16 protein-coding genes are annotated in these 22,240 nt (G+C 42.7%); 10 read left to right on the top strand and 6 right to left on the bottom strand.

Features of this window, described 5'->3' with window-relative positions; all coding sequences use genetic code 11:
- Positions 1-12: 12 nt before the first annotated feature.
- Entirely contained in the window at positions 13-1,956 is a 1,944-nt protein-coding gene (gene speA, locus QQK00_RS12390) for a biosynthetic arginine decarboxylase (protein WP_284217895.1), read from the bottom strand.
- 188 nt (positions 1,957-2,144) lie between these two features.
- On the opposite strand from speA, the gene QQK00_RS12385 reads away from it, so the two are divergent.
- Positions 2,145-3,161: a GGDEF domain-containing response regulator gene (locus tag QQK00_RS12385; RefSeq protein WP_284217894.1), complete on the top strand. Its 1,017-nt coding sequence runs from the start codon at positions 2,145-2,147 to the stop codon at positions 3,159-3,161.
- A 15-nt stretch (positions 3,162-3,176) separates the two neighbouring features.
- Here the strand turns inward: QQK00_RS12385 and QQK00_RS12380 are convergent, their stop codons facing one another.
- Positions 3,177-4,184, bottom strand: coding sequence for a LacI family DNA-binding transcriptional regulator (locus QQK00_RS12380; RefSeq protein ID WP_284217893.1), 1,008 nt, complete (start codon positions 4,182-4,184; stop codon positions 3,177-3,179).
- A gap of 254 nt (positions 4,185-4,438) precedes the next feature.
- Between QQK00_RS12380 and QQK00_RS12375 the strand changes: the two genes are divergently transcribed.
- The 6 genes from QQK00_RS12375 to QQK00_RS12350 are packed head-to-tail and all read left to right on the top strand — an operon-like array spanning position 4,439 to position 14,834.
- A complete protein-coding gene (locus tag QQK00_RS12375; RefSeq protein ID WP_284217892.1) occupies positions 4,439-7,441 on the top strand; it encodes a TonB-dependent receptor in 3,003 nt (1,000 codons plus the stop codon).
- Between the two features lie 47 nt (positions 7,442-7,488).
- Complete coding sequence (locus tag QQK00_RS12370; protein ID WP_284217891.1) at positions 7,489-9,036, top strand: tryptophan halogenase family protein; 1,548 nt, start codon at positions 7,489-7,491, stop codon at positions 9,034-9,036.
- A complete protein-coding gene (locus QQK00_RS12365) occupies positions 9,033-10,628 on the top strand; it encodes a tryptophan halogenase family protein (protein WP_284217890.1) in 1,596 nt (531 codons plus the stop codon). Before QQK00_RS12370 ends, QQK00_RS12365 begins: the two co-directional genes overlap by 4 nt.
- Positions 10,612-11,955 carry an MFS transporter gene (locus QQK00_RS12360; protein ID WP_284217889.1) on the top strand — a complete coding sequence of 448 codons (1,344 nt, stop codon included), beginning with the start codon at positions 10,612-10,614 and terminating at the stop codon, positions 11,953-11,955. The genes QQK00_RS12365 and QQK00_RS12360 overlap by 17 nt, the downstream gene beginning before the upstream one ends.
- A complete protein-coding gene (locus QQK00_RS12355) occupies positions 11,924-14,308 on the top strand; it encodes a GH36-type glycosyl hydrolase domain-containing protein (protein ID WP_284217888.1) in 2,385 nt (794 codons plus the stop codon). Before QQK00_RS12360 ends, QQK00_RS12355 begins: the two co-directional genes overlap by 32 nt.
- Positions 14,301-14,834 carry a gluconokinase gene (locus tag QQK00_RS12350; RefSeq protein WP_284217887.1) on the top strand — a complete coding sequence of 178 codons (534 nt, stop codon included), beginning with the start codon at positions 14,301-14,303 and terminating at the stop codon, positions 14,832-14,834. Before QQK00_RS12355 ends, QQK00_RS12350 begins: the two co-directional genes overlap by 8 nt.
- A gap of 21 nt (positions 14,835-14,855) precedes the next feature.
- Here the strand turns inward: QQK00_RS12350 and ribA are convergent, their stop codons facing one another.
- The 4 genes from ribA to QQK00_RS12330 all read right to left on the bottom strand — a co-directional run bounded on the left by ribA (position 14,856) and on the right by QQK00_RS12330 (position 18,124).
- Positions 14,856-15,485, bottom strand: a complete 630-nt coding sequence (gene ribA, locus QQK00_RS12345; protein WP_284217886.1) for a GTP cyclohydrolase II — start codon at positions 15,483-15,485, stop codon at positions 14,856-14,858.
- Between the two features lie 221 nt (positions 15,486-15,706).
- On the bottom strand, positions 15,707-16,102 hold the full coding sequence (locus QQK00_RS12340; RefSeq protein WP_284218312.1) for a YccF domain-containing protein: 396 nt from the start codon (positions 16,100-16,102) through the stop codon (positions 15,707-15,709).
- A gap of 95 nt (positions 16,103-16,197) precedes the next feature.
- A complete protein-coding gene (locus QQK00_RS12335; RefSeq protein ID WP_284217885.1) occupies positions 16,198-17,061 on the bottom strand; it encodes a hypothetical protein in 864 nt (287 codons plus the stop codon).
- A 106-nt stretch (positions 17,062-17,167) separates the two neighbouring features.
- The gene (locus QQK00_RS12330) at positions 17,168-18,124 is read right to left on the bottom strand and encodes a MipA/OmpV family protein (protein WP_284217884.1); all 957 of its coding nucleotides are present in this window, start codon (positions 18,122-18,124) and stop codon (positions 17,168-17,170) included.
- A gap of 182 nt (positions 18,125-18,306) precedes the next feature.
- Here QQK00_RS12330 and QQK00_RS12325 point away from each other — a divergent pair, with 182 nt between their 5' ends.
- From QQK00_RS12325 to QQK00_RS12315, 3 genes are all read left to right on the top strand, one after another.
- A complete protein-coding gene (locus QQK00_RS12325; RefSeq protein ID WP_284217883.1) occupies positions 18,307-18,774 on the top strand; it encodes a hypothetical protein in 468 nt (155 codons plus the stop codon).
- Positions 18,775-18,846: 72 nt separating this feature from the next.
- Positions 18,847-20,859 (top strand): TonB-dependent receptor, encoded by a 2,013-nt coding sequence (locus QQK00_RS12320; RefSeq protein ID WP_284217882.1) that lies wholly within the window; start codon positions 18,847-18,849, stop codon positions 20,857-20,859.
- Positions 20,860-20,873: 14 nt separating this feature from the next.
- Positions 20,874-22,193, top strand: coding sequence for a PepSY-associated TM helix domain-containing protein (locus QQK00_RS12315; protein WP_284217881.1), 1,320 nt, complete (start codon positions 20,874-20,876; stop codon positions 22,191-22,193).
- Positions 22,194-22,240 lie beyond the last annotated feature (47 nt).

Here is a 22,240-nt window from a genome sequence, read left to right as displayed (position 1 = left end):
ATGCAAATGCAATCAAGGTTTCGATGTGTTCAAGTATGTGTAACCCTCAAGGCAATACTCATAAAAATCCGTCCACTTTACGCCTTCTCTAGGTTTTATGTGGCCTTCAGCCACTTGTCTATCAATGAGTTTTTTTACATCTAAGGCCATTGAACTTGGGTGGTATTGCATTACTGACAAGACTTTGTCGACAGACGAGCCTTTTACCACTTCTTCGATGTAAAAATCTTCTGGATCGTCATCATAGCTAAAAATATGTACTTCATTTAGACGACCAAATAAGTTGTGCATGTCACCCATAACGTCTTGATAAGCACCCGTCAAAAACATCCCCAAATATAAAGGTTCATCTTCAGGAATATCATACATCGGAAGGACATTACTCAATTCATGATCAACAATGAATTTGTCGATTTTGCCGTCGCTATCACAAGTAATATCGACCAAAGAGCAATTTTTAGTGGGAGGCTTATCTAAACCCGTAATAGGTACAACAGGTAAAATTTGGTCAATAGCCCAACTATCGACTGCGGATTGAAAGATTGAAAAATTACACAAATACTGAGAGCTAATAGAAAAATCAAGGGACTGTACCTCCGCAGGCACAAAATCTTCTGACTGATAGTAGCTTTGTACCTTGCGCATTATTTGCCAATACAGTGTTTCTATCTTACCAAGCTCTTCTAAGCTAATAACTCGTAGTTTAAACGCCTCAGCAGCTTGTTCCTTCCACTGTGTCGCATCGTTGTAGACTTCTTGATAATTTTTGTGATCGTCGATGTATTGGTGTAACTCATATAGATTCTTAAGTAACACATGGTCATTTTCTCGTGGCGTTGTATCTATTTCAGCGCCATCAGGCTTAATTTCACCGACAACTTCCGTTATTACGCAGCTATGATGCGCGGTAATTGCCCGACCACTTTCAGAAACAATGTGTGGGTGCGGCACGTTTTCCAAGTCACACACTTCCTTTAAACCGTAAACGACGTCGGCAACATATTCTTCTAAGGTGTAATTTCGAGATGAATCATTTGTGGATTTACTGCCATCATAGTCAATGCCTAAACCGCCGCCTACATCCACATATTCGAGCGGAAAGCCCATATGTACCAACTCGGCATAAATCATCGCACTCTCATTCACGGCATCTTTAATCGCACGGATATCAGGCAACTGACTGCCAATATGAAAATGCAGTAATTTGAGCGCATCTCCCATTTCATGCGCTTCTAAATAGCGAGCTGCCTTAATGATTTCAGCTATCGTCAGCCCAAATTTTGCTCGCTCTCCACTAGAGCCTTGCCAACGACCTAAGCTCTTAACTTGCATTTTGGCGCGCAGTCCCACCATTGGCTCAATATTTAACTCTTTACTGAGCCTTACCAATGATACCAACTCACTAAATTTTTCGATGACCACAACCACCTTGCGGCCTAAGCGGCGACCCAATAATGCCAAGCGCATAAATTCTTCGTCTTTGTATCCATTAAGTATGGTGAGAGCATCTTGGTTGGTGTTATATGCTAGTACCGCGAGTAATTCAGGTTTAGAGCCAGCTTCCAATCCAAAATTGTATTCTGCGCCAGCGTCGACAATCTCTTCCACTACTTCGCGCATTTGATTGACTTTAATTGGAAATACACCACGATATTCTGCTTCATATTTTGCGGCATCAATTGCGCGACCAAAGGTTTGGTTAAGCGCTACGACTTGCGAACGCAGTACATCATGGAAACGAATAACAATAGGGAATTGAATTCCTTCGCCTCGAATTTCATCAATAACCGCTTTAAAATCAATCCGAATATCGGGGCTGTTTGGCTGTGGAATAACATGAATATGCCCATTTTGACCAATATCAAAATATCCGCCCCCCCAGCTAGCCACACCAAATACTCGCTCAGCTTCTTCAATAGACCAATCGCGTTTACGCTGATTATTCACTTGACTCATACGCCACACTAGTTAATAAATTACGTTTCATTTGCGCGTATTATAACGAGCATTTTGTTCGATACCAGCAGTTGTATTCGCGGGCAGATATAGTAAGCATTTGCATTTTACACATAATATGTTTGCGAGATTTATGAACCTAGTGTAACTTAATTGTTAACGCAGTACGTAAACCTAGAGCAAGTGACATGGAAAAATACTCGCTAGATGACGCTCAGCGTCATAACGGACCTATTAGTATGGAACTATTATCAGATGAAGCAGGTGAAAACCGACAGTTTCGCGTGATGGTAATTGACGACAACGATATAGAATTGAAGTTATACGCAAATGGTCTTGCCAAACACTTCACAATGTCTTTTGCCCGCACAACCGAAAAAGCGTGGGAATTGCTAAATAGAGCACCACTACCTGACGCTATAATACTTGATATTCTGATGCCTGATGAAGACGGTCTTCAATTTTGCGAGCGACTCAGAGAAAACCAATACACCAGTAACATCCCCATTATTTTTATGTCGAGCTTAACGGGATCAAATATTAAAGCACAAGCTTTTCAGCTTGGTGGTGCTGACTTTGTAGTCAAACCCCCAATTATCGAAGAACTAGTTGCTCGTATCAACCGTCACGCAGCGCAATATCGTAAAACAAAACGACTCGAAGCCCTTATTTTTATAGATCCACTCACGCACTTACCTAACTCAGCTAAGTTTGATGAAGTACTCAAGCAAGAATGGTCTCGATGCGCACGCTATTGGCACCATTTGTCGTTGCTCTTGGTTAGATTGGAAGACATGCAATGGTTCAAAAAGGAATATGGTAAAGACGAATACTACGCAATGACCGCGAGTATTGCGGATGCCTTGTCTGGCATTGGCGCAAGACCGGGTGATTTATTCGCCTCCCTAGATGATGACTGTTTTGGGCTTTTGTTATCAGATTGCTCAACGAGTGGCGCAAAAATCAAAGCTAACCAAATAATAAATACGTTTAATCAACCTAATTTTGTCGTTAATCAAGAATTTGGCGATCATAAAATCGAGTGCACAATTGCAGTCGCTGTTGCCGCCCCCGCTGGCGGCGGAAATGCCGTTCAGTTATATCAAGCCGCAGACAACTTGCTATTTAAAGCAAAGAAAGAACATCACAAAGGCATTGTTGAACTCGGGCATATCATGGGTGTTGATGATTTAGATGCAAACTGAGTCCTAGCCGCTAGCCTATTTTGATCTCAGGCGTTTTACAGAGTTACGTTCCATCAATGTGGGTTCATAAATCTGTCGAATATCTTTAACGCCGATTTTATATACATCTTTTAATACTAATTTTGCTGCTTGCTGGCCCATGAGTTTTATTGGGTAGTTAATGGTTGTTAAGGTTGGATAAGTACATGCTGCAAACGACACATCGTCAAAGCCTATTACTGCAACATCTTTTGAGGGCAAGCGTTTATATTCTCGCAAACGTGCCATGGCGCCAATCGCCATTTGATCATTACCACACACGACACCCGTGAATTCAATACCACTCATAACAAAATGATCAATCGCGGCCGCACCACTCTCTTGTAAATAGTCCCCTTCAAACACTCGGTTTTCATCAAAATCGATACCCGCTTCATTTACGGCTTGCTGAAAACCAACGATACGCTCCATTGCATCATTCTTAAATTTAGGCCCTGCAATATTAACCAACTGGCGATGACCTTTCTCTAATACATGTCGCGTTGCGATATATCCGCCTTTAACGTTGTCTAACGACACACACTTTTCAGCGATAGCGTCTATTTGTCGATTCATTACAACAATTGGGGTATCGCCTTTACTCAGTTCAATCAAATATTCATCACTTAACTGTTCAGCATGAATCACTAGGGCATCGCAATTGCGCGATTTAAGAAACTCAACACCTTCGCGTTCATCGGCGTCATTGCTGTGGCCAGCAGTAATAACAACATGCTTTTGGTATTGACGAAGTGTCTTTTCGATACCCGTCATCATGCTACCAAAAAACGCACCATCCAATTCCGCTACCAAAATACCGATACAGTTTGAACGCTTTGACGCTAGCGAAATTGCCACTGAATTAGGTCGATAACCTAGCTCCTCCATTGCATCTCGCACCTTCTTTTTGCTTTTTTCACTTACTTTTGCTGAGCCATTCATGACCCTAGAGACAGTAGCAAGTGATACACCAGCAAGTTCTGATACTTCGTATATTGTCGGCATTTGTTAAATAGTTATTAAATTATTGTAATTTTAGATTGCATTATACGAGAATTTTAGATATTTTGAAAGCGCTTTCATTTGACAGTCATTTGTTAAAATGAACCTTATTGAGCACGGCACGCAAAATAATAAATTTTTTTGGCCTGTTTATGAAAGCGCTTACACGTTGTTTTTACAGTCAATTAATGACTATTAATAAAACAATAATATCAATAAACAATGAGAACTCATTCAACCAGCATAGGCGGTGCACCATGACTTCTAAAGCGAAGTTTAATCAGTCACTATTAGCTAAGAGCATTTCCATCTTGCTCGCTACAGGCTCTGCTTCAATTGCACAAGCACAAGACAATGGCGCTAACAACGACAGCGTAGAAATAATCCAAGTCAGTGGGCTACGAAGCTCCCTGCAAGAATCTTTGGGTGTAAAACGAGATTCATCCGGGATTGTCGATGCAATTTCAGCAGAAGATATTGGTAAATTCCCAGATTCAAACCTTGCAGAGTCACTGCAACGCATTACAGGGATATCCATCAGTCGCAATAACGGTGAGGGTAACTTAATTACGGCGAGGGGTTTTGGGCAAGACTTCAACCAAGTGTTGTTAAACAATCGAGTAATGCCCGGTTCAGTCTTACCAAGCGGTGGCGGTACTCCGAATTCACGCGCTTTCGACTTTTCAGACTTAGCTTCAGAAAGTGTGAGAGCCGTTGATGTGTATAAGACAGGCAAGGCCAGAATTGCACCGGGTTGGATTGGTTCAGCTATCAATATTAAAACATTCAAACCATTTAATGCACGAGAAGACGGCTTGTCGGCGACCGCATCAGTGAAAGCGCTTTCAGATACCACAAATAGAACAGGTGATGACGTTACGCCAGAATTTGCCACATTAGTCAGTTACGTAAATGAAGACCGAGTGTTCGGCATTTCCTTATCGGCAAGTTTGCAAGAACGTGATTCTTCCGCTGTCGGTGCTTTTGTTAATGAATGGCGTGTCAATCCTTTTGATGGCACGGTTCCTCAATCTCCAGATGCCGATAACGGCCCAGCGGTAGTGCTAAATAATGCGCCAGCTATCGGCCAACTATTCGCGATACCATCCGATTTACGTTACTACGTAGCAGACAGAAAACGCACCAGAACAAATGCGCAAGTCACGGCACAGTTTGCGCCAAATGACGACATTGAAATCACGCTAGATTACACCTATGCAAAACAAGAGTTACATGAGCAACGCGCTGAACAATCCATTTGGATGGACGATCGCTTCTTTGCCGAATTAACCTTTGATGATGAAGCGGTCAAAACACCGGTCATTGCTAGACAGGAAAGACGCTCCCTTGCGCCTCGGGATTTAGGGCTTGCAGTACAAGAACTCAATCAGGTGAATGAAAACAAATCTATCGGTTTTAACGTTGACTACAATGTAAACGACGATTTGTCGCTAGAATTTGATTTCCACGATTCAAGTGCTGAAGGTAGACCTGATGCACCGTATGGCAGTTGGGCAAATCTGGGACTAGGCGCAAACGTTGTGCGCGGTCAAACAGCCGATTTTCGTGGTGAATTTCCTATCATGATGGTTGATTTTGACGACGCGGCAAGAGGTAACTTAAATCCAAATGGAACGCTTGACCAAGACGACGTCGGGACGTCCATCTTCGATATGAACTTCAATAGGCAAAAAACTGAAGTAACACAAGCTCAAATTAATGGTACTTATGCACTCGACAACACAGCGATTAATTTTGGTATCGAATCCCGCTCGATGGAAAGTACTTCTCAACAATCTTTGACTAGACAAACATTAGGAAACTGGGGGATTGAAAACCCAGGTGAATTACCTGATGGCATTTTAACACCGCTGAATATTCAGTCGCTATATGACGATTATGATACTTCCGGCATATTTAGCCAGGGCTTTACAGGCCGCGTTGGCGAAATAGGCGCATGGGCAGCACAACAATATGGTTTCGACTTGTTGGCCAATAACCCGCTTGCAACCAACCGTACTATTGAAGAAGATGTATTTGGCGTCTATTTTGAGGTTGATCATTCAGGCGAAATTAGCGGTATGCCGTTCAATTTCTTAACCGGCCTAAGATATGAAAAAACAGATGTAACCGCTATCGCAAACATTAACTTACCAAGTGGTGTAGCATGGGAAGGGAATAATGACTTTAACGTCAGATTTGGCACAGATACTCAAGACTTTAGCCTAGACTCAGACTATGACTATCTGTTACCGAGCCTAGATTTTGATATCGAGCTAAAAGAAAACCTCATGGCGCGTTTCTCTTACAGTAAAACGATTGCCCGAGCGACTTATAATAACTTAAGTGCAGCGTCATCGGTGTCGACGCCTTCAAGCCCAACGTTGATCTCAGGTGATGCAACCGCAACTGCAAGCTCCGGCAACCCTGCATTGTTACCTGTAGAATCTGACAACGTCGACTTATCTCTCGAGTATTATTTAGATGACGCCAGCTATGTGTCTATTGGCTACTATGATAAACGTGTTAAAAACTTCATCGGATCGCAACAAGTTGAAGAAAACGTCTATGGACTGCGAGATGCGACCGCAGGTCCTAGAGCGCTTGCCGCAGAAGCGGAGCTGAACCGTTTAGGTATTGCAGTCAGTGACACTACCCTGTTTAACATGGTAGCCGCCATGGAAAACAATGTAGATTACTTCTCACTGACTGACGAACAATTTGAAGCTCGATTTGATGTGCTACCGAATGCCGACGACCCAGAATTAATCTTTATCAATGCAAAACCGCAAAATAACCAAGGCGCTCATATTTATGGGTTTGAATTAGCGTCACAATACTTTTTTGCTGATACAGGGTTTGGTGTACAAGCTAACTATACGACTGTAAATGGTGATATTGGCTTCGATATCACCGCGGACCCTAGCAAAACCCAGTTTGCACTGGTGGGTTTGAGTGACACCGCTAACCTTGTGTTAATGTACGAAAAAGATGCAATTCAAGCGCGTATCGCCTACAACTGGCGAGATAAATTCTTAGCAAATGCGACTCAATACGTAAATGAACCAGGCTTTGTTGAGTCATTATCTCAAATAGATTTTAGTGTGTCGTATGACGTAAATGAAGATTTGACGGTGTTCGTTGAAGGTATCAATATTACTGAAGAAAACTCTCGCTCCCACGGGCGTACTGAAGCACAAATATGGCGTTTAGAACAACTAGGTGCTCGATATACGCTTGGTGCAAGATACACTTTCTAAGGTACTCAATACACTTACTAAGTTAAGAGTACAAAAGGCGCATGTGAATGTCAGAAGATGTAAACATTACTAGGGTATTGGTCGTTGGTGGTGGAGCCGCGGGGTGGTTAAGCGCGGGTTCAATAGCGGCTAAATACCCTCAATTAGATGTCACTCTGATTGAAGCACCCAATATTCCAATATTGGGTGTTGGCGAGGGAACCTGGCCCTCCATGCGCCAAACACTGCAACAGATGGGTATTGGCGAATATGATTTTATTCGCCACTGCCACGCGTCCTTTAAACAAGGATCAAGCTTTTATAATTGGCACTCTCAAGGCCATGAGTACCATCATCCTTTTTCGAATCCAACTGGACATGAGCATATAAATCTCGCGCACATATGGCAACATGAGCACCCAAAAGATTCGTTTGACGAAACAGTTTGCCCACAAGTAAAAATTTGCAAACAAGGCTTAGCCCCCAAACAAAAAAGTACGCCGGAGTATGCTGGGGTACTCACTTATGGCTATCATCTAGATGCAAATAAATTTGCCGAGTTTTTAACGCAACATTGCGTGAATAAACTGGGTATTACGCACATTAAGGACTATGTACTTGATGTAACACCTGAACCAAGTACAAACGATATTCTGTCATTAAACACTGCACATTCCGGCAAGCTAAGCGCAGACCTTTTTGTTGACTGTACTGGCATGAAGTCTCGCTTGTTAGGTAATCACTACCAAGTCCCGATTGTCGACTTAAGCAGCGCATTACCAAACAATCGCGCGTTAGCACTCCAATTGCCACATGCAGAATTACCGGGCAACAATTACTCGGCGGCAATACATTCTACAACCAAAGCCACTGCGAATAGTTTTGGTTGGTGTTGGGACATTCCGTTGTCGACTCGCCGTGGCGTAGGTATGGTATTCGCCAGTGATTTTTGCTCTCAACACCAAGCGCTCATTGAATTAAGTAAATACACCAACACCCCTAATTTAGCCTTTGATAACGTAAAACAACTTGAGTTTACACCCGGTTATCGAGAAAGATTTTGGCAAAACAATTGCGTTGCTATCGGCATGTCTGCTGGTTTTCTAGAGCCGTTGGAAGCTTCGGCGTTAGCTATGGTTGAGCTGTCAATACGTATGTTACTAGATGACTTTCCGTCTACAAAACGGCACATGTCTATCGTCTCTCAACGATACAATAAACGATTTACTTACCGATGGCAGCGAGTCAGCGATTTCATTAAATTGCATTACATAACAAGCAAGCGCAGAGATTCAGAGTTCTGGTGTTCGGTGAGTGACATTGCAAGCGCCAGTGATGAACTACAGTCGTTGATGGAATTGTGGCAATACCAAGCACCCAGTCGCCATGACGTATATGAGAACGAAGAAATATTTAGCTCATTGAGTTATCAGTATGTCTTGTATGGCATGCGGCACAAAAGCGATTTTTTGCACTCACCCAGCGAGTCAGACTTGCTTGCTTACAAGCAAATTCAGCATCAAAATCAAACCCGTCAAGCTGCCCTTGTTCGCGGCTTACCAAACAATAATGAACTACTCACGCATATAAACATGGCACAAATGGAGTACGCATGAGCAATACACACGTTAAACATTTAGTGATTGCTGGCGGAGGCACTGCAGGTTGGATGACTGCAGCAGCGGTCAGCAAATTGCTGCCCTCTTCAGTAAAGGTTACCTTAGTGGAATCCGATGACATCGCCACCGTAGGTGTCGGCGAAGCAACAATACCGCCTATTCGCACGTTCCATAAATTGCTCGGTATTGATGAGCTCGAGTTTATGCAACAAACGCAAGCAACGTTTAAGCTCGGCATCGAATTTTCAAACTGGAAGGCGAAAGGCGATGCGTACATTCACTCTTTTGGTGTCACCGGCAAAGAGTGTTGGGCGGGCGAATTCCATCATTTTTATTTGAGAGCACTGAAAGAAGCCGAATCTTCAGGGGCTACTACAGCTAGCTTTGGCGACTATTGTTATGAACTGCAAGCCGCTAAACATGCAAAATTCTTACATACTAAACAAGCACCTATGAATTTTGCATATCATTTAGATGCTACCGCATATGCTAAATATTTAAGGGGCTTTGCGGAAAAAAATGGCATTGAACGGATTGAAGGCAAAATTATTGCTGTTGAGCAAGATGCTGAAACCGGCAATATTCAATCATTGTCGTTAAATAATGGACAGCACGTTAAAGGCGACTTCTTTATTGATTGCACTGGGTTTCGAGCACTGTTGATTGATCAGGCGCTACGCTCGCCTTATGAGGATTGGTCTCAATGGCTATTTTGTGACAGCGCGTATGCAGTACAAACTCACTCGCATCAAGCACCGTTACCTTATACAAAATCTATTGCCCATGGCGCAGGTTGGCAGTGGCAAATCCCGTTGCAACACCGCGTTGGCAATGGTTTAGTGTTTAGTAGTCATTTCTGGGACGATAAGCAAGCGCTCGACACATTAATCAGCAACTTGCCTGGCGACCCAATTAACGAACCAAGGAAAATCGCTTTTACGCCAGGTGTTCGGCCCGAAGCATGGCGTAATAACTGCCTCGCAATAGGTTTGTCATCCGGGTTTATCGAGCCGCTAGAGTCGACAAGTATCCATCTGATTATGACATCAATCGTTAGATTTATGCGTGTATTCCCGTTTGATGGCGTGATGCCATCTCTCGTTAATGAGTTTAATCAAAAATGGCAATCAGAAATGCTCGCTATTCGTGACTTCATCATCATGCATTACAAAGTAAATCAACGTAATGACAGTGAATTTTGGCGCGCATGCCAACAAATGGCGGTACCTGATAGTTTAGCGCATAAATTACAGTTGTTTGAAGAAAGTGCACGGGTATTTTTGGACGACGGCGACATTTTCCGTGTTGATTCTTGGACGCAAGTATTAATTGGGCAAGGACTCATTCCGCGCGCATATCATAGAATCGCCGATGAGATGCCTGACAGCGAATTCGAAAATTTTCTTGGCGGAATGCTGTCCACAATTAATCATGCAGTCACTAAATTGCCAATACATGAGGCCTTCCTTAAACATAATAAAATCATGAATACAGACATCAATTCGACGAATAGGCAAGATCCAGCAAAAGCGAATGAACAAGGGTCGCCAAGCAAAACTCCATGGACTAAGAATGAAGTTATCTATTAAAGAAAAAGTAGGCTATGCCTGCGGTGATATTGCATCAAATTTTTACTGGCGCGTATTTGACGTATTCCTCTTTATTTTCTATACCGATGTGTTTGGTATACCTGCCGCAGCTGTCGGCACGATGATGCTGGTCACCCGCATTATTGACGCGTTTACGGACCCAATGATGGGCGCACTGTCTGACAGAACCAAGACAAAGTGGGGGAAATATCGTCCATATTTATTGTGGGGCATTATCCCAATTGCCGCTGCAGGTATCTTAACCTTTACGGTGCCAGATCTTGACCAAGATGGAAAACTCGTTTGGGCCTATTTAACTTACATCTTTATGATGCTTGCCTATACATTCATTAACGTCCCCTACGGCGCACTTCTGGGTGTAATTACCCAAGACACGCAACAACGCACTATGCTCAGTAGCTTCCGGTTTGTCGGGGCGTTTTCTGGCGGTACTATTGTGGCTTTTATGACACCATTTTGGGTAAGTACCCTCGGTGGCGACAATGAAATCCTTGGCTGGCAACTTACAATGGCACTCTACGGGCTAATTGCTGGTGGATTATTTTGCGTCACATTTCTTACTTGTCGAGAGCGCATTCAACCGCCAAAACAACAAGCAAAACCTCAACAAGATATTTTGGACTTATTCAAGAATAAACCGTGGTTAATTTTGTTCAGTATTGCACTAATCATCATGTTGACTATTTCCATTAGGGGGAGTGTCGGTACCTTTTATTTCAAGTATGTATTAGCGCGAGAAGACTTAATTGGCATGTTCAGCGGTGCATACCTCATTTCACTTGGCATTGGCGCAGCCGCGACGCCAATACTGACAAAGTTCTTTGATAAACGCCGTTTGTTAATCTCGTTAATGCTAGGGGTAACGTTACTCTCAGTGCTATTTTACTTGGTACCAAACGATAGCATACCCCTAGCATTTGCGATCCAAATAGGTATTGGATTGTGTTTAGGTCCCAAATCGCCCTTAGTATTTTCGATGTATGCCGATACTGCCGACTATGGCGAATGGAAAAACGGCCGACGGTCGACGGCAATGGTATTCGCCGCCGCAGCCTTTTCTCAAAAATTGGGCGGTGCTATAGCAGGCGCGACAATAGGGTATGTACTTGGATATTTAGGGTACGTTGCCAACGCCGAGCAGACCACGGGGTCAATTCACGGCATCGTATTACTCATGACACTCATACCCGGCTTTTTTGCCTTACTCTCCATTGTGTTTTTGTACTTTTATAATTTAGACGATGCATCCCTAGCCAGTTACCAACAAGATTTAGATGAGCGACGCCGTGACCCAGAATATCAATAAACCCATATTTTCCTATGAAAAAGGCACAGGTGGTGCTGAGATCCGTTTGCATAGCCCGCTTTCGATGCCAAATGCGACAGGTTACTTGTGGAACAAAAAAATGATGTTTCAGATGACATGTCGAGGCTATGCTAACGCGCTGCATATGCAACCTGAACCTGCCAAATATGCGTATGGACAAAGTTTTGAAGCCAAAACATTCATGCAACCCGAACACCATTATTATAGCGGTCATCCGGGGCGCTTCTTTTACATCAAATTAAGCAATAGTGATATATTTTCTTTACCCTACGAGCCAACACGACAAACACTCGACAAGTTTGCTTTTATACAAGGCCAAGACACGCTTCGCTGGGAAATAGAGCATGCAAATATTCAATTTACACTGCGTGTGACCCTCGCTGACGATGTTGCTTTAGAAGATTGGCGTTTGGATATCGTCAATAAATCTAACAATGAAATACACCTTGATATCTACCCATGTTTTACCATTGGCTATGCTTCATGGATGAATCAATCTGCCCGATTCGTCCCTGAACTTAATGGTATATTGGGTGAATACATCACTCCTTATCAAAAAGCAAAAGACTACCCAAAAATCAAACAATCGATGGATAAAACCTTATTCATCGCTGACTCTCCAATCGAGAGCTTTGATACCTCTACAAATCGTTTTTTAGGTGAAGGCCACATGCATTGCCCTGACGGTGTGAAGCATTCTTCACTGTTCAATTCTACTGCCTTATACGAAACGCCCATAGCGGTGCTACAACATAAAATTCGCCTTGAACCACGACAACAAAAAAAACTAAGTTGGTTATTTGGCCCCTGCCAGAGTGAGACACATGCAAAAACCTTGAGTAATCGCTTACAGCAGCACATCACTGCCAAGCCAAGCTACTTAAAACAAGGGATTAGTATTCAGACGCCCAATGCTGACCTTAACCACATGATTAATAGTTGGTTGCCACGCCAGTTGTCTTACCACATTGAAAGTAATCGCCTAACGACAGATCCACAAACGCGAAACTTTCTACAAGATCATTTATCCAGCATTTGGCTCAATCCAACACTAGCAAAACGTAACCTTCTGCTTGCCCTAAGCCAACAGGGAAAAAATGGAGCAATGCCTGATGGTATTCTCCTGCATGAAGGCGCTGAGCTTAAATATATTAATCAAGTTCCTCACAGCGACCACAATGTTTGGCTATTTCCTTTTGTCGAACTATATTTAAGCGAAACAAATGACTTTAGCATACTGGAGACAACCGTGGGTTTTGGTGATAGCGACCATGAAAGCACCGTCAGTGAGCACCTTGAGCTTGCCTGTGATTACTTGTGGGCACAACGCGATCATCGAGGTTTAAGTCTTATTCAGCAGGGAGATTGGTGTGACCCGATGAATATGGTCGGTATTCAAGGCCGAGGTGTTTCTTTCTGGTTAACATTTGCAAGTGCATATGCCTTTGGTATTTGGTCCAAAATATTAAAAACAACGCAAGACACTATACGCGCCGCAAAATGGCATGACTATCAACAAATTTTAAATGATACCTGCAACACACTTGGTTGGGATGGTGATTGGTATGCTAGGGGCATTACTGATGACGATGAACACTTTGGCATATCACGAGATCAAGAAGGACAAATATTTTTAAACCCCCAAGCATGGGCAATGCTTAGTGAGGCTCCAACCCCAGAACAAGCGGATAAGATGGTAAATGCCATCGAAAGCAAACTAAGAACTCCCTTTGGCTATTGTATGCTAGCGCCAGCATACACCCATATGGACGAACGTATTGGACGCGTGACGCAGAAGTTTCCTGGTACGGCAGAAAATGGCTCGGTGTATAACCACGCGGCAAGTTTTTATGCATACGCCTTGTACCAACAAGCCAAAATTAATAACACAAACAAGCATAACGATATTGCATTCGAAGTGCTTTTTAGCATGCTCGCGACAGATAGTGACTGCCTAAAACGAGGCCAGTTACCTAACTTCATTCCCAATTATTACCGGGGGGCATACCATCAACTCCCAGAAGCGGCTGGTCGCTCGAGCCAACTATTTAACACAGGTACTTGTGCATGGTATTACAGAAGCGTTATTGAGGGCCTATTTGGCATAAAACAATCTAAAGGCTCATTAACCGTTAAGCCCAATCTACCCTCAAGCTGGACCAATGCGTCCATAAGTAAAAAGATCTTTGGCGCAAATGTAAGAATCAATATTAAGCGCGGGGCAGAAGCCTCAGTATCAAGCGACTCAAATAATTTGCAGATTGAGGGCAGTCATATTAGTGGGTTTGAAGCGAAAAAAACCTATCTTATTAGCGTGATTATAAATGAGTGATCTTACATCTAAACAAACACGTCTTATTGTCATTATGGGCGTAAGCGGCACGGGTAAATCTACCTTAGCTGAAAACATCGCCCAACGCTGCCAAGCGGTGTTTGTAGATGCTGATGACTTTCACTCCACGCAAGCAAAACAAATGATGTCTGACGGCATTCCACTAACTGATGACATTCGCGATCAATGGATTTTACGTTTAAATGCGCATATTCACACCTTGCTTAAAAATCAACAACAATGTGTTGTGGCATACTCAGGCCTAATCAGCAGGCAAAGAAAAGCAGTGGCTGCCTGCTGTGACACATCATTGAGCTTTTTGTTAGACGTTTCTTTTGATACCTTAGAAAAACGCTTAATCAATCGCATAAATGCCAAGCAACACTTCTTCAATCCTGCACTGTTACAAAGCCAGTTCGATAGCTTTAACCCCATAGGTAAAGACGAGAACATTACCGTTTTAGATGGAGAACTAAGTCTCGACATTTTGGTGAATCAAGTGCTTGATTCTGTCAACAAAGCTTAATAACGCTTGGTTAAAACGGGCTCATTTCAACTTGTCTAAATTAAATGTGTGTCCTAGTTTATTCGTCTTAACCTTCAAGTAGCCTTTGTTGTCTTTTGTGACGCCGTGATCAATTGCCCTGCGCGTCACGACATTAATGCCCAAATCTTCCAATGCACGCAATTTTTTTGGGTTATTTGTCATCAGTTCGACGTTCACTATATCGAGGGTATCAAGCATTGTTTTGCAGATATTATAATCTCTTAAGTCAGCGTCAAAGCCCAAGTGTTCATTGGCCTCTACGGTGTCAAAGCCTTGGTCTTGTAGATGGTAAGCCTTAATTTTATTGAGTAAACCAATGCCTCTACCCTCTTGACGCAAATACAAAATAGCCCCAAAACCATGATCTGCAATGTTCTGTAGGGCTTTTTCAAGCTGAAAACCACAGTCACATTTTGTGCTAAACAAACTGTCCCCCGTTAAACACTCAGAGTGAATGCGAATAGGCACTATATCATTTGCGTCCCATTGTCCGTGGGTTAACACGACATGTTCTTGATTCTCAGTAGTATCAAAAAAGCCATGGATGTTAAATAAACCAAAGAGCGTCGGTAATTTTGCAGAGCTAACATACTCGTACCGGGGTTTTATATTGTTTAATGAATGTTGCATTGTCCTATCTGTATTGCTCCGTTTAATTTTTCATTTATTCAAACTATTTTATGCACGCAATTCCGCACTACTAGTAAAACCTTACGACAGGTAAATACAAAAGTTGCACGGCGCACAAAATAATTTGATAAAAAATCGAATCAGGGCAGGTAGGACACTTTTTATAGAACTTTTAGCTCACTGTCGTTTGTAGTAAGGCGCACGCTTTACTTGCGCAAGACTTACGCTAGGCCGCGAGAACGCGCTTCTTCCTTAGAAATAATCACTTTTCCAATGGGCATAGGTGCCATCATGGCAAATTTTAGATGTTGCAATGCGAACGGAATACCAATAATGGTGATTGCGCAAACTAACGCAGCGATTAAGTGACCAATTGCTAGCCATATTCCACCAAATATCATCCAAATAATATTGCCGATTAGGCCCAATGTACCAGTACCTAAATCGCCTTCACCATTGTAGGCAGCTCTACTCACCGCTACGCGCCCAAAAGGCCAAAGCATCAGTAAACCAAAATTAAATGCAGCTCGCCCCCAAGGTATGCCAATGATGGTAATAAACATAATGATACCTAAAAACAACCATGAAAAACCTAGAACAAGGCCACCAAATAATATTCAGAATAAAAGACATGATTTGCTCCATCATTTGTCAAACACTTACATTAAAGCATCCAACAACGTAGAACAACACAATTAGTATACCTGCACGATCACTTTGCTAAAATTGACTGCAAGGGGGTTAGTTTTAACTCTGCGGCAAACATGGGAGCTGTTTGCTTCACCCACCCTGAACATTGAAGCGTCACGATATCGCTAGCGTCTTCAGACGTTTCTTTTACTAACATCTGTAGGCAATCGTTGCTTCTTAAATTTTGTACTTGCTGGTTGTCAATACACAGATGTTGTGACACGTAAATCAACGGATTGCCAATCAAGTCATAATGCTTCGCTTTCGCGCGTTCAAGTAACGCCGAAGAAATGAGAGACAATGGGTACATATTCGGAAAACTCACCTTGTCTGCAAACTCGTCAATGAACATGGTTTGGTCTGCAAAAGCACTTAGTAGAAAGTTTTTAGCATTACCCACGATCATCCATTTTCGCTTCAAAAAAAAGCCGTCATCAGTAAAGCTTTTATCCGTGAAATTTGTCAAATGATCAGGGTTAACTTCACCAAAGTCATTTGAAATGGTGGCAAAATTGCTTTTTCGATGAAAGCCAATTAAACCCGGTTTACCATTCACTTTTAAACAAAGTCGTTGAGAGAGCAGCTCGCCTTGCTCCTTTTCACTCATTCTAGGCGGCTTTATATCGAGTGTAAGCTTGTCACCTACTTTTGCGGGGTTAGCAAAATTAAACTCATATGTCGAAAATCGGTAATTAGCTTCTGGCGCTTCGAGATTTTGTTTTTTTAGCTCACTTTCAATAAACATCCCCAACTGAAACCCCAAGGCTATAGGCCCATGAAAAGGGTTGTCTTTTATCCAGCTCCAACGATGTCTGTCATGAAACAAATTAAAATCATCTGTCGCATTTCTCGCCATATCTATATGAAGTTGTGATAATTCAAACATTGTATTTTCCTAACTAAGGTACGAAACGCCTTAAGCGTCAACCCAAACATCTTATAAAGGTTATCGCGCCATTTAGAGAATATTTAAGCCATTAGGCATGCTAAAGTTAATAGCCAGCTTTTGAGTCACTCTGATAAAGTCGCCACACGAAACCCGCCGCTAATTGCGTTGTATTCTTGCGCTCAAATAATGGACTGTCGTCGTTTGCCGCCCCTTGATGAAACCTTAACGATCCTCCTACAAATCCTCTCGCATTTTTACTGATTCGAAATGACAATGCGACGCCTAAATCTGCACCCAAGTACCCGGCAGATGCATCGTAAAATGGTCGTTGTTCAGTCACAAAGGTTTCATCAACTTCATAAAAGTAATCATGTAGTTTTTCAGACGCAAAGGTTGTCGATAGACGCACACTCAACGCAGTATCTTTGCGCCAATATCCTCGTTGTTGCCATTGTAGTTCAGGCTCCAGTACGTACCCTTGATGTTGAATTTTGGAAAAATCAGTACTAAATACTGAGCGCGCCTGTAAACGAAAATTGAGACGCCCTTGACCACCACTTTCGAATTTGCGTTTATGTATTTGATAAATCAATTGAGGACCTACTTCAAATAACACATCTAGTTCAGGCATCCCCTCTCGCACTGTATTGTCATCGCTATCTGCAGCGAATGCACCGCCAAATGAAACATCAAACTCCCATTTATCATCTTCTGCTACAACGGCCCTCACGCCGTTGCCGTCTCCCACTCTAAATACATCCCCCCGATAAACAACATATGGTGCGGCAAGTGCAATAAAATTACGCTCAGAGGAGGCAGGGTAATTAGGGACTTCTCCCACACCACCGCCAAGCCCAACTTCCCAAAGAGGTTGTTGTTCGTCTGCACCTTCAAAGCCTGTGATAGAGCGTTCTGGTGTTTCTCTGGTATCGGACGCCAACTCACTAGCGGTCGTTACAGGCATGAATATTAATATAGCCATGCACATCAACAAGGCCTTAGATGCAAATATAGACTGCGCAAAAGAAAGTGCCCGTCTAAGAGCGAGTGGATCAGACATGTATAAAAATTACCTTTTTTGCTTTTCTTATAAACTCATTACGCAGTTTAATCGATTTAGGTTGATTTAAAACAATGCAAATAAGCATTGGTAAAAAAACATTGAAAAAACGCTATTTTTTACAAATCATTTACTTTACGATAATTACATAAATCGACGTGACGCAATTGATTATTGCTTTTATGCAGAATAAATTTACTCAACAATTGATTACCTTCATCGCTTGCGCCATGCTGTTGTCGCAAGGCGTTTTTGGGTCGATTGTGACGTCATTTAATTTGTCGTCTGCGCAATCAATCGCCGGCGCCTTAAACTTGATAAACCCATCAAATAAAAACAATGACGTCATGCTGATATGTACGGGGTCGCAAACTAAATGGATATCAGAGTCAATTTACCTCAATACAGGTAAAATCGTCGAACTTTCTTTGTCGACAGATTTACCCGACTTACCGAAATCAGTTCACAGCGTTGATTGCTCTTTCGACCCTATCGTTGAGCCGACATTTGAACAAATGACAATGAATACTGTGCAAGTAAAATGGATAGCATATAAAGCGCTCATTCAAACACTTTCACAACGCCCCTATACTGCATTTCCTTATACGCGCTCGCTTTCAAGAGCACCCCCTGCTTCTGTTCTAAGCTAATAACTTAAATTTACCATATCGTCTCAGCGCTGTATGAGACGTAATCCATTAGTTAAACACAGAAGATTTCAAATGAAATTTAGCTTAATTACCGCATCGCTTGCGGGCGCAATTTGTGTGAGTGTACACCTTAATATTCTCGCCGCGACAAAAAGCAATCAATCATCAAATATCGAGAAAATTACCGTACTCGGCAATGCAAATACTACCGGTGCCAATTTAGGTGGTATCGAACTAAAATCCTTGCCGTTAAATTCACATGTGGTGGGCAGAGCAGAAATAGAAAGACTCCGTTTTGTCGATCCTGATGAGTTTCTTGACCGTATTCCTGGCGAAACACAGGTGCGTAACCTTAGAATACCCGATGGCGGTAAAGGATATACGATACCCATGCTTGACGGCATGCCTCTTGAAAATCCCTATGAAGGTGCCACGCAACGACTCACTCGCACAAATACCTTCGATATAGAACGTGTAGAAGTTATAAAGGGGCCGACATCCGCGTTGTTTCCAAACAATGCATTTGGTGGCATTGTGAATGTCGTTTCGCGGGATACGCAAATACAACAAAAATCCATGATATCGCTTGAAGCAGGAGACTTTAATCGCTTTAGAGGCAACATTAGCACAGTTGGCAGTAAAGATATTGGTGAGCAAGCGTTTGCATACTCATTTAATGCCAATACACGTCAATTAGATGGTTTACGAGAGTTTTCGAAAAACGATAGAGACCAAGCCAGCACAAAACTTCGCTACGATCTCTCCGATAACACGCACATAACTGCGCGACTCGAATGGCTTGAAGAAGTCACAAATGCGCGCGGTGATTTAAGCCAAGCTCAAATTGACGAAGATCCTAAACAAGCGGGCAGTCTAAGTGCCTCCACCGACTTGAGCCAAAACACCTTAGCATTGGCTCTTTCACATACACTGACCAGCGGTGCATTTGAAATGGCGCTTGTTCGGCGAGAAAAAGACACTGTTGGCGCGTCTCGATTTCGCGGACCACAGGACGAAAACGACATAGGTTATAGTGCAAAATTACAATATCGCCATACGCTTAACAAGGGCAATATTATTGGCGGGTATCAATCATATAATGGCACTCAAGACACACAGCAATATGACCGAAGCGATATTGATTTAGCTGGCGAGTTTGTTGAATTTACAAATACGCTCGGCATTCATGCTTACTACCTACAGTATCAATATGACCCAAATGAAAGGCTAACACTCACGCTAGGTGGCAGACATGAAGACATTACGCTTAGCAGCTCAGAAAATACAGGCCAACTCGGTGCGACTCAATCTCAAAATTTTAACGACTTTGCCGCTAAGTTTGGGCTGACATATCAAGTTCAAGAAAACCACATGCTTTGGTTTAGTCTTGCGGAAGGTTTTTATGCGCCGGACGCAACGGATTTATTTGATTTGGATAATGGCAATACTGCGCTAAAACCTGAACAAGCACTTAATCACGAAATTGGGCTAAGGGGCGATGTTGGCGATTGGCACTATGATTCGTCAGCATATTACATGGATATCAAAGATTACTTGGTCACTCAGGAGTTCATGGATTCCGATGGCAACGAAGTAGAGCGCACCAATAATGCAGGAAAAGTAAGTATCAAGGGCATAGAGTCCGTCGTTGAGTATGCGCCTAAAGGTACACGTTGGCGTGTCGGCATAACTCATACATACACCCAAAATACCTACGACAGCTTTGTACAAAGCTCAATTGGTGCGCCCGATGATTTAAGCGGTAAAGTCCTTCGTCGCTCGCCAAAACACCACCTTAATGCACGTCTTGCATGGTTACCAAATGAAGATTTAAGCATTGAACTCGAAGGCGATTTTTATACCAGTTATTTTAGTGACAATGCCAATTCACCAGAAGGAAAATATACACGACCTGAACGCATTAATCTTCGCTTAGACTATCAAATAGCGCAATGGCGAATTTGGCTGCATGCCTTAAATTTAACCAACACCATGGAAGACAGAGCCACATTTAGCCGAGGTGCGTTACGCTTTCGCACTATAGACGGCCGCACCTTATATGCCGGCACATCGGTCACATTTTAGAAAAAGGAGCAACAATGGCTATTTCAAAAAATAATACATTAAATGCATGGCTCTGGAAGTGGCACGTGATCGCGGGCTTGCTTACCCTACCCGTTATATTGATGTTGAGTATTACTGGTACAATTTACTTGTTTAAAGATGACGTAAATAAAGCGGTATATCAGGAGCAATTGGTGGCATCAACATTCAACGACGACACTGCGATGGCCGCGCTAAACCGAGCAAAAGTGCTGCCGTTGTCGACGCAATTGCACAATGCTAGTCGTGCAACCGACAAAAAAGTCGCGTCGATTACGCTACCGAAAACCAGCGAAGACACCACAATATTTAGTTTAGCAGGAAAGGGCCGCGCTAAAAATAATCTGTATGTCGACCCATACACAGGTGAAGTAAAAGGCGAAATTGATCGTAAAGAGACCTTTATGTATACCATACGAAAACTTCATGGTGAGTTACTCTTGGGCACGTTCGGCACGCTAGTCGTCGAACTGTTCGCCAGTTGGTTTATTGTACTAATTTTAACAGGCCTTTACGTATGGTGGCCACGGGAAGGACAAGGTATCAGCGGTATGTTTTTAGTTCGCTTTAATAGAAGCAAGCGCATCTTGTATCGCGATATACATGCTGTTTTGGGTTTTTGGCTGTCCGTTTTTATGCTCATTATTGTTGCCGGTGCAATGCCTTGGACAGAAGTATTTGGCACTCAGCTAAAATGGGTACAACAACAAACTGAATCAGGGTATCCAACGCATTGGCGCAGTGGCAAGGGCATTCAATCACACCAGCCCAAAGACACAAACACGCCAAGGCTCTCTATTGATGCTGTTCATCACCTAGTTTCATCTATCGATTTACAAGGGCAAGTGACTATTCAACTACCTACGTCACCGACAGGTGTTTACAAAATTACCAATCGCGCTTTCTACACAGAAAACCAACAAGTGATTTATCTCGACCAGTATACAGGTACAGTAGTTAAACGATTGACGTGGGATGACGTAGGTATATTGATGGACATGCGCCAAGTATTCATGCGCTTGCACGAAGGGCAATACGGCCTAGTGAACTGGAGCATACTTTTGTTGGTCGCGATATTATTTACATTCTCAAGTATTGCAGGCTTTATCTCTTACCTTATGCGAAAACCAAAAGGACAATGGGGAATACCCGCTGTGCCAGCAAAGTTTCACGTAGACAAAGCATTACTCGGAATCATCGTGTGTCTCGGTATTGTATTTCCAATGTTCGGCAGTAGTGTGGTGTTAATTTACATTGCTTCATTAACTAAAACATTGCTCACAAAACTAGGTATACACGGAAAAGAGGCAAAATAGAGCCAATAGCCACTATGCTTTGGCGTATCGAAGGGGTAGACGTTGAC

The sequence above is a fragment of the Agaribacter marinus genome, from assembly GCF_030160655.1.
Lineage (GTDB): Bacteria > Pseudomonadota > Gammaproteobacteria > Enterobacterales > Alteromonadaceae > Glaciecola > Glaciecola marina.
The sequence above is the reverse complement of the archived record's forward strand: the minus strand, read 5'-3'. Positions and strand labels throughout refer to the sequence as shown.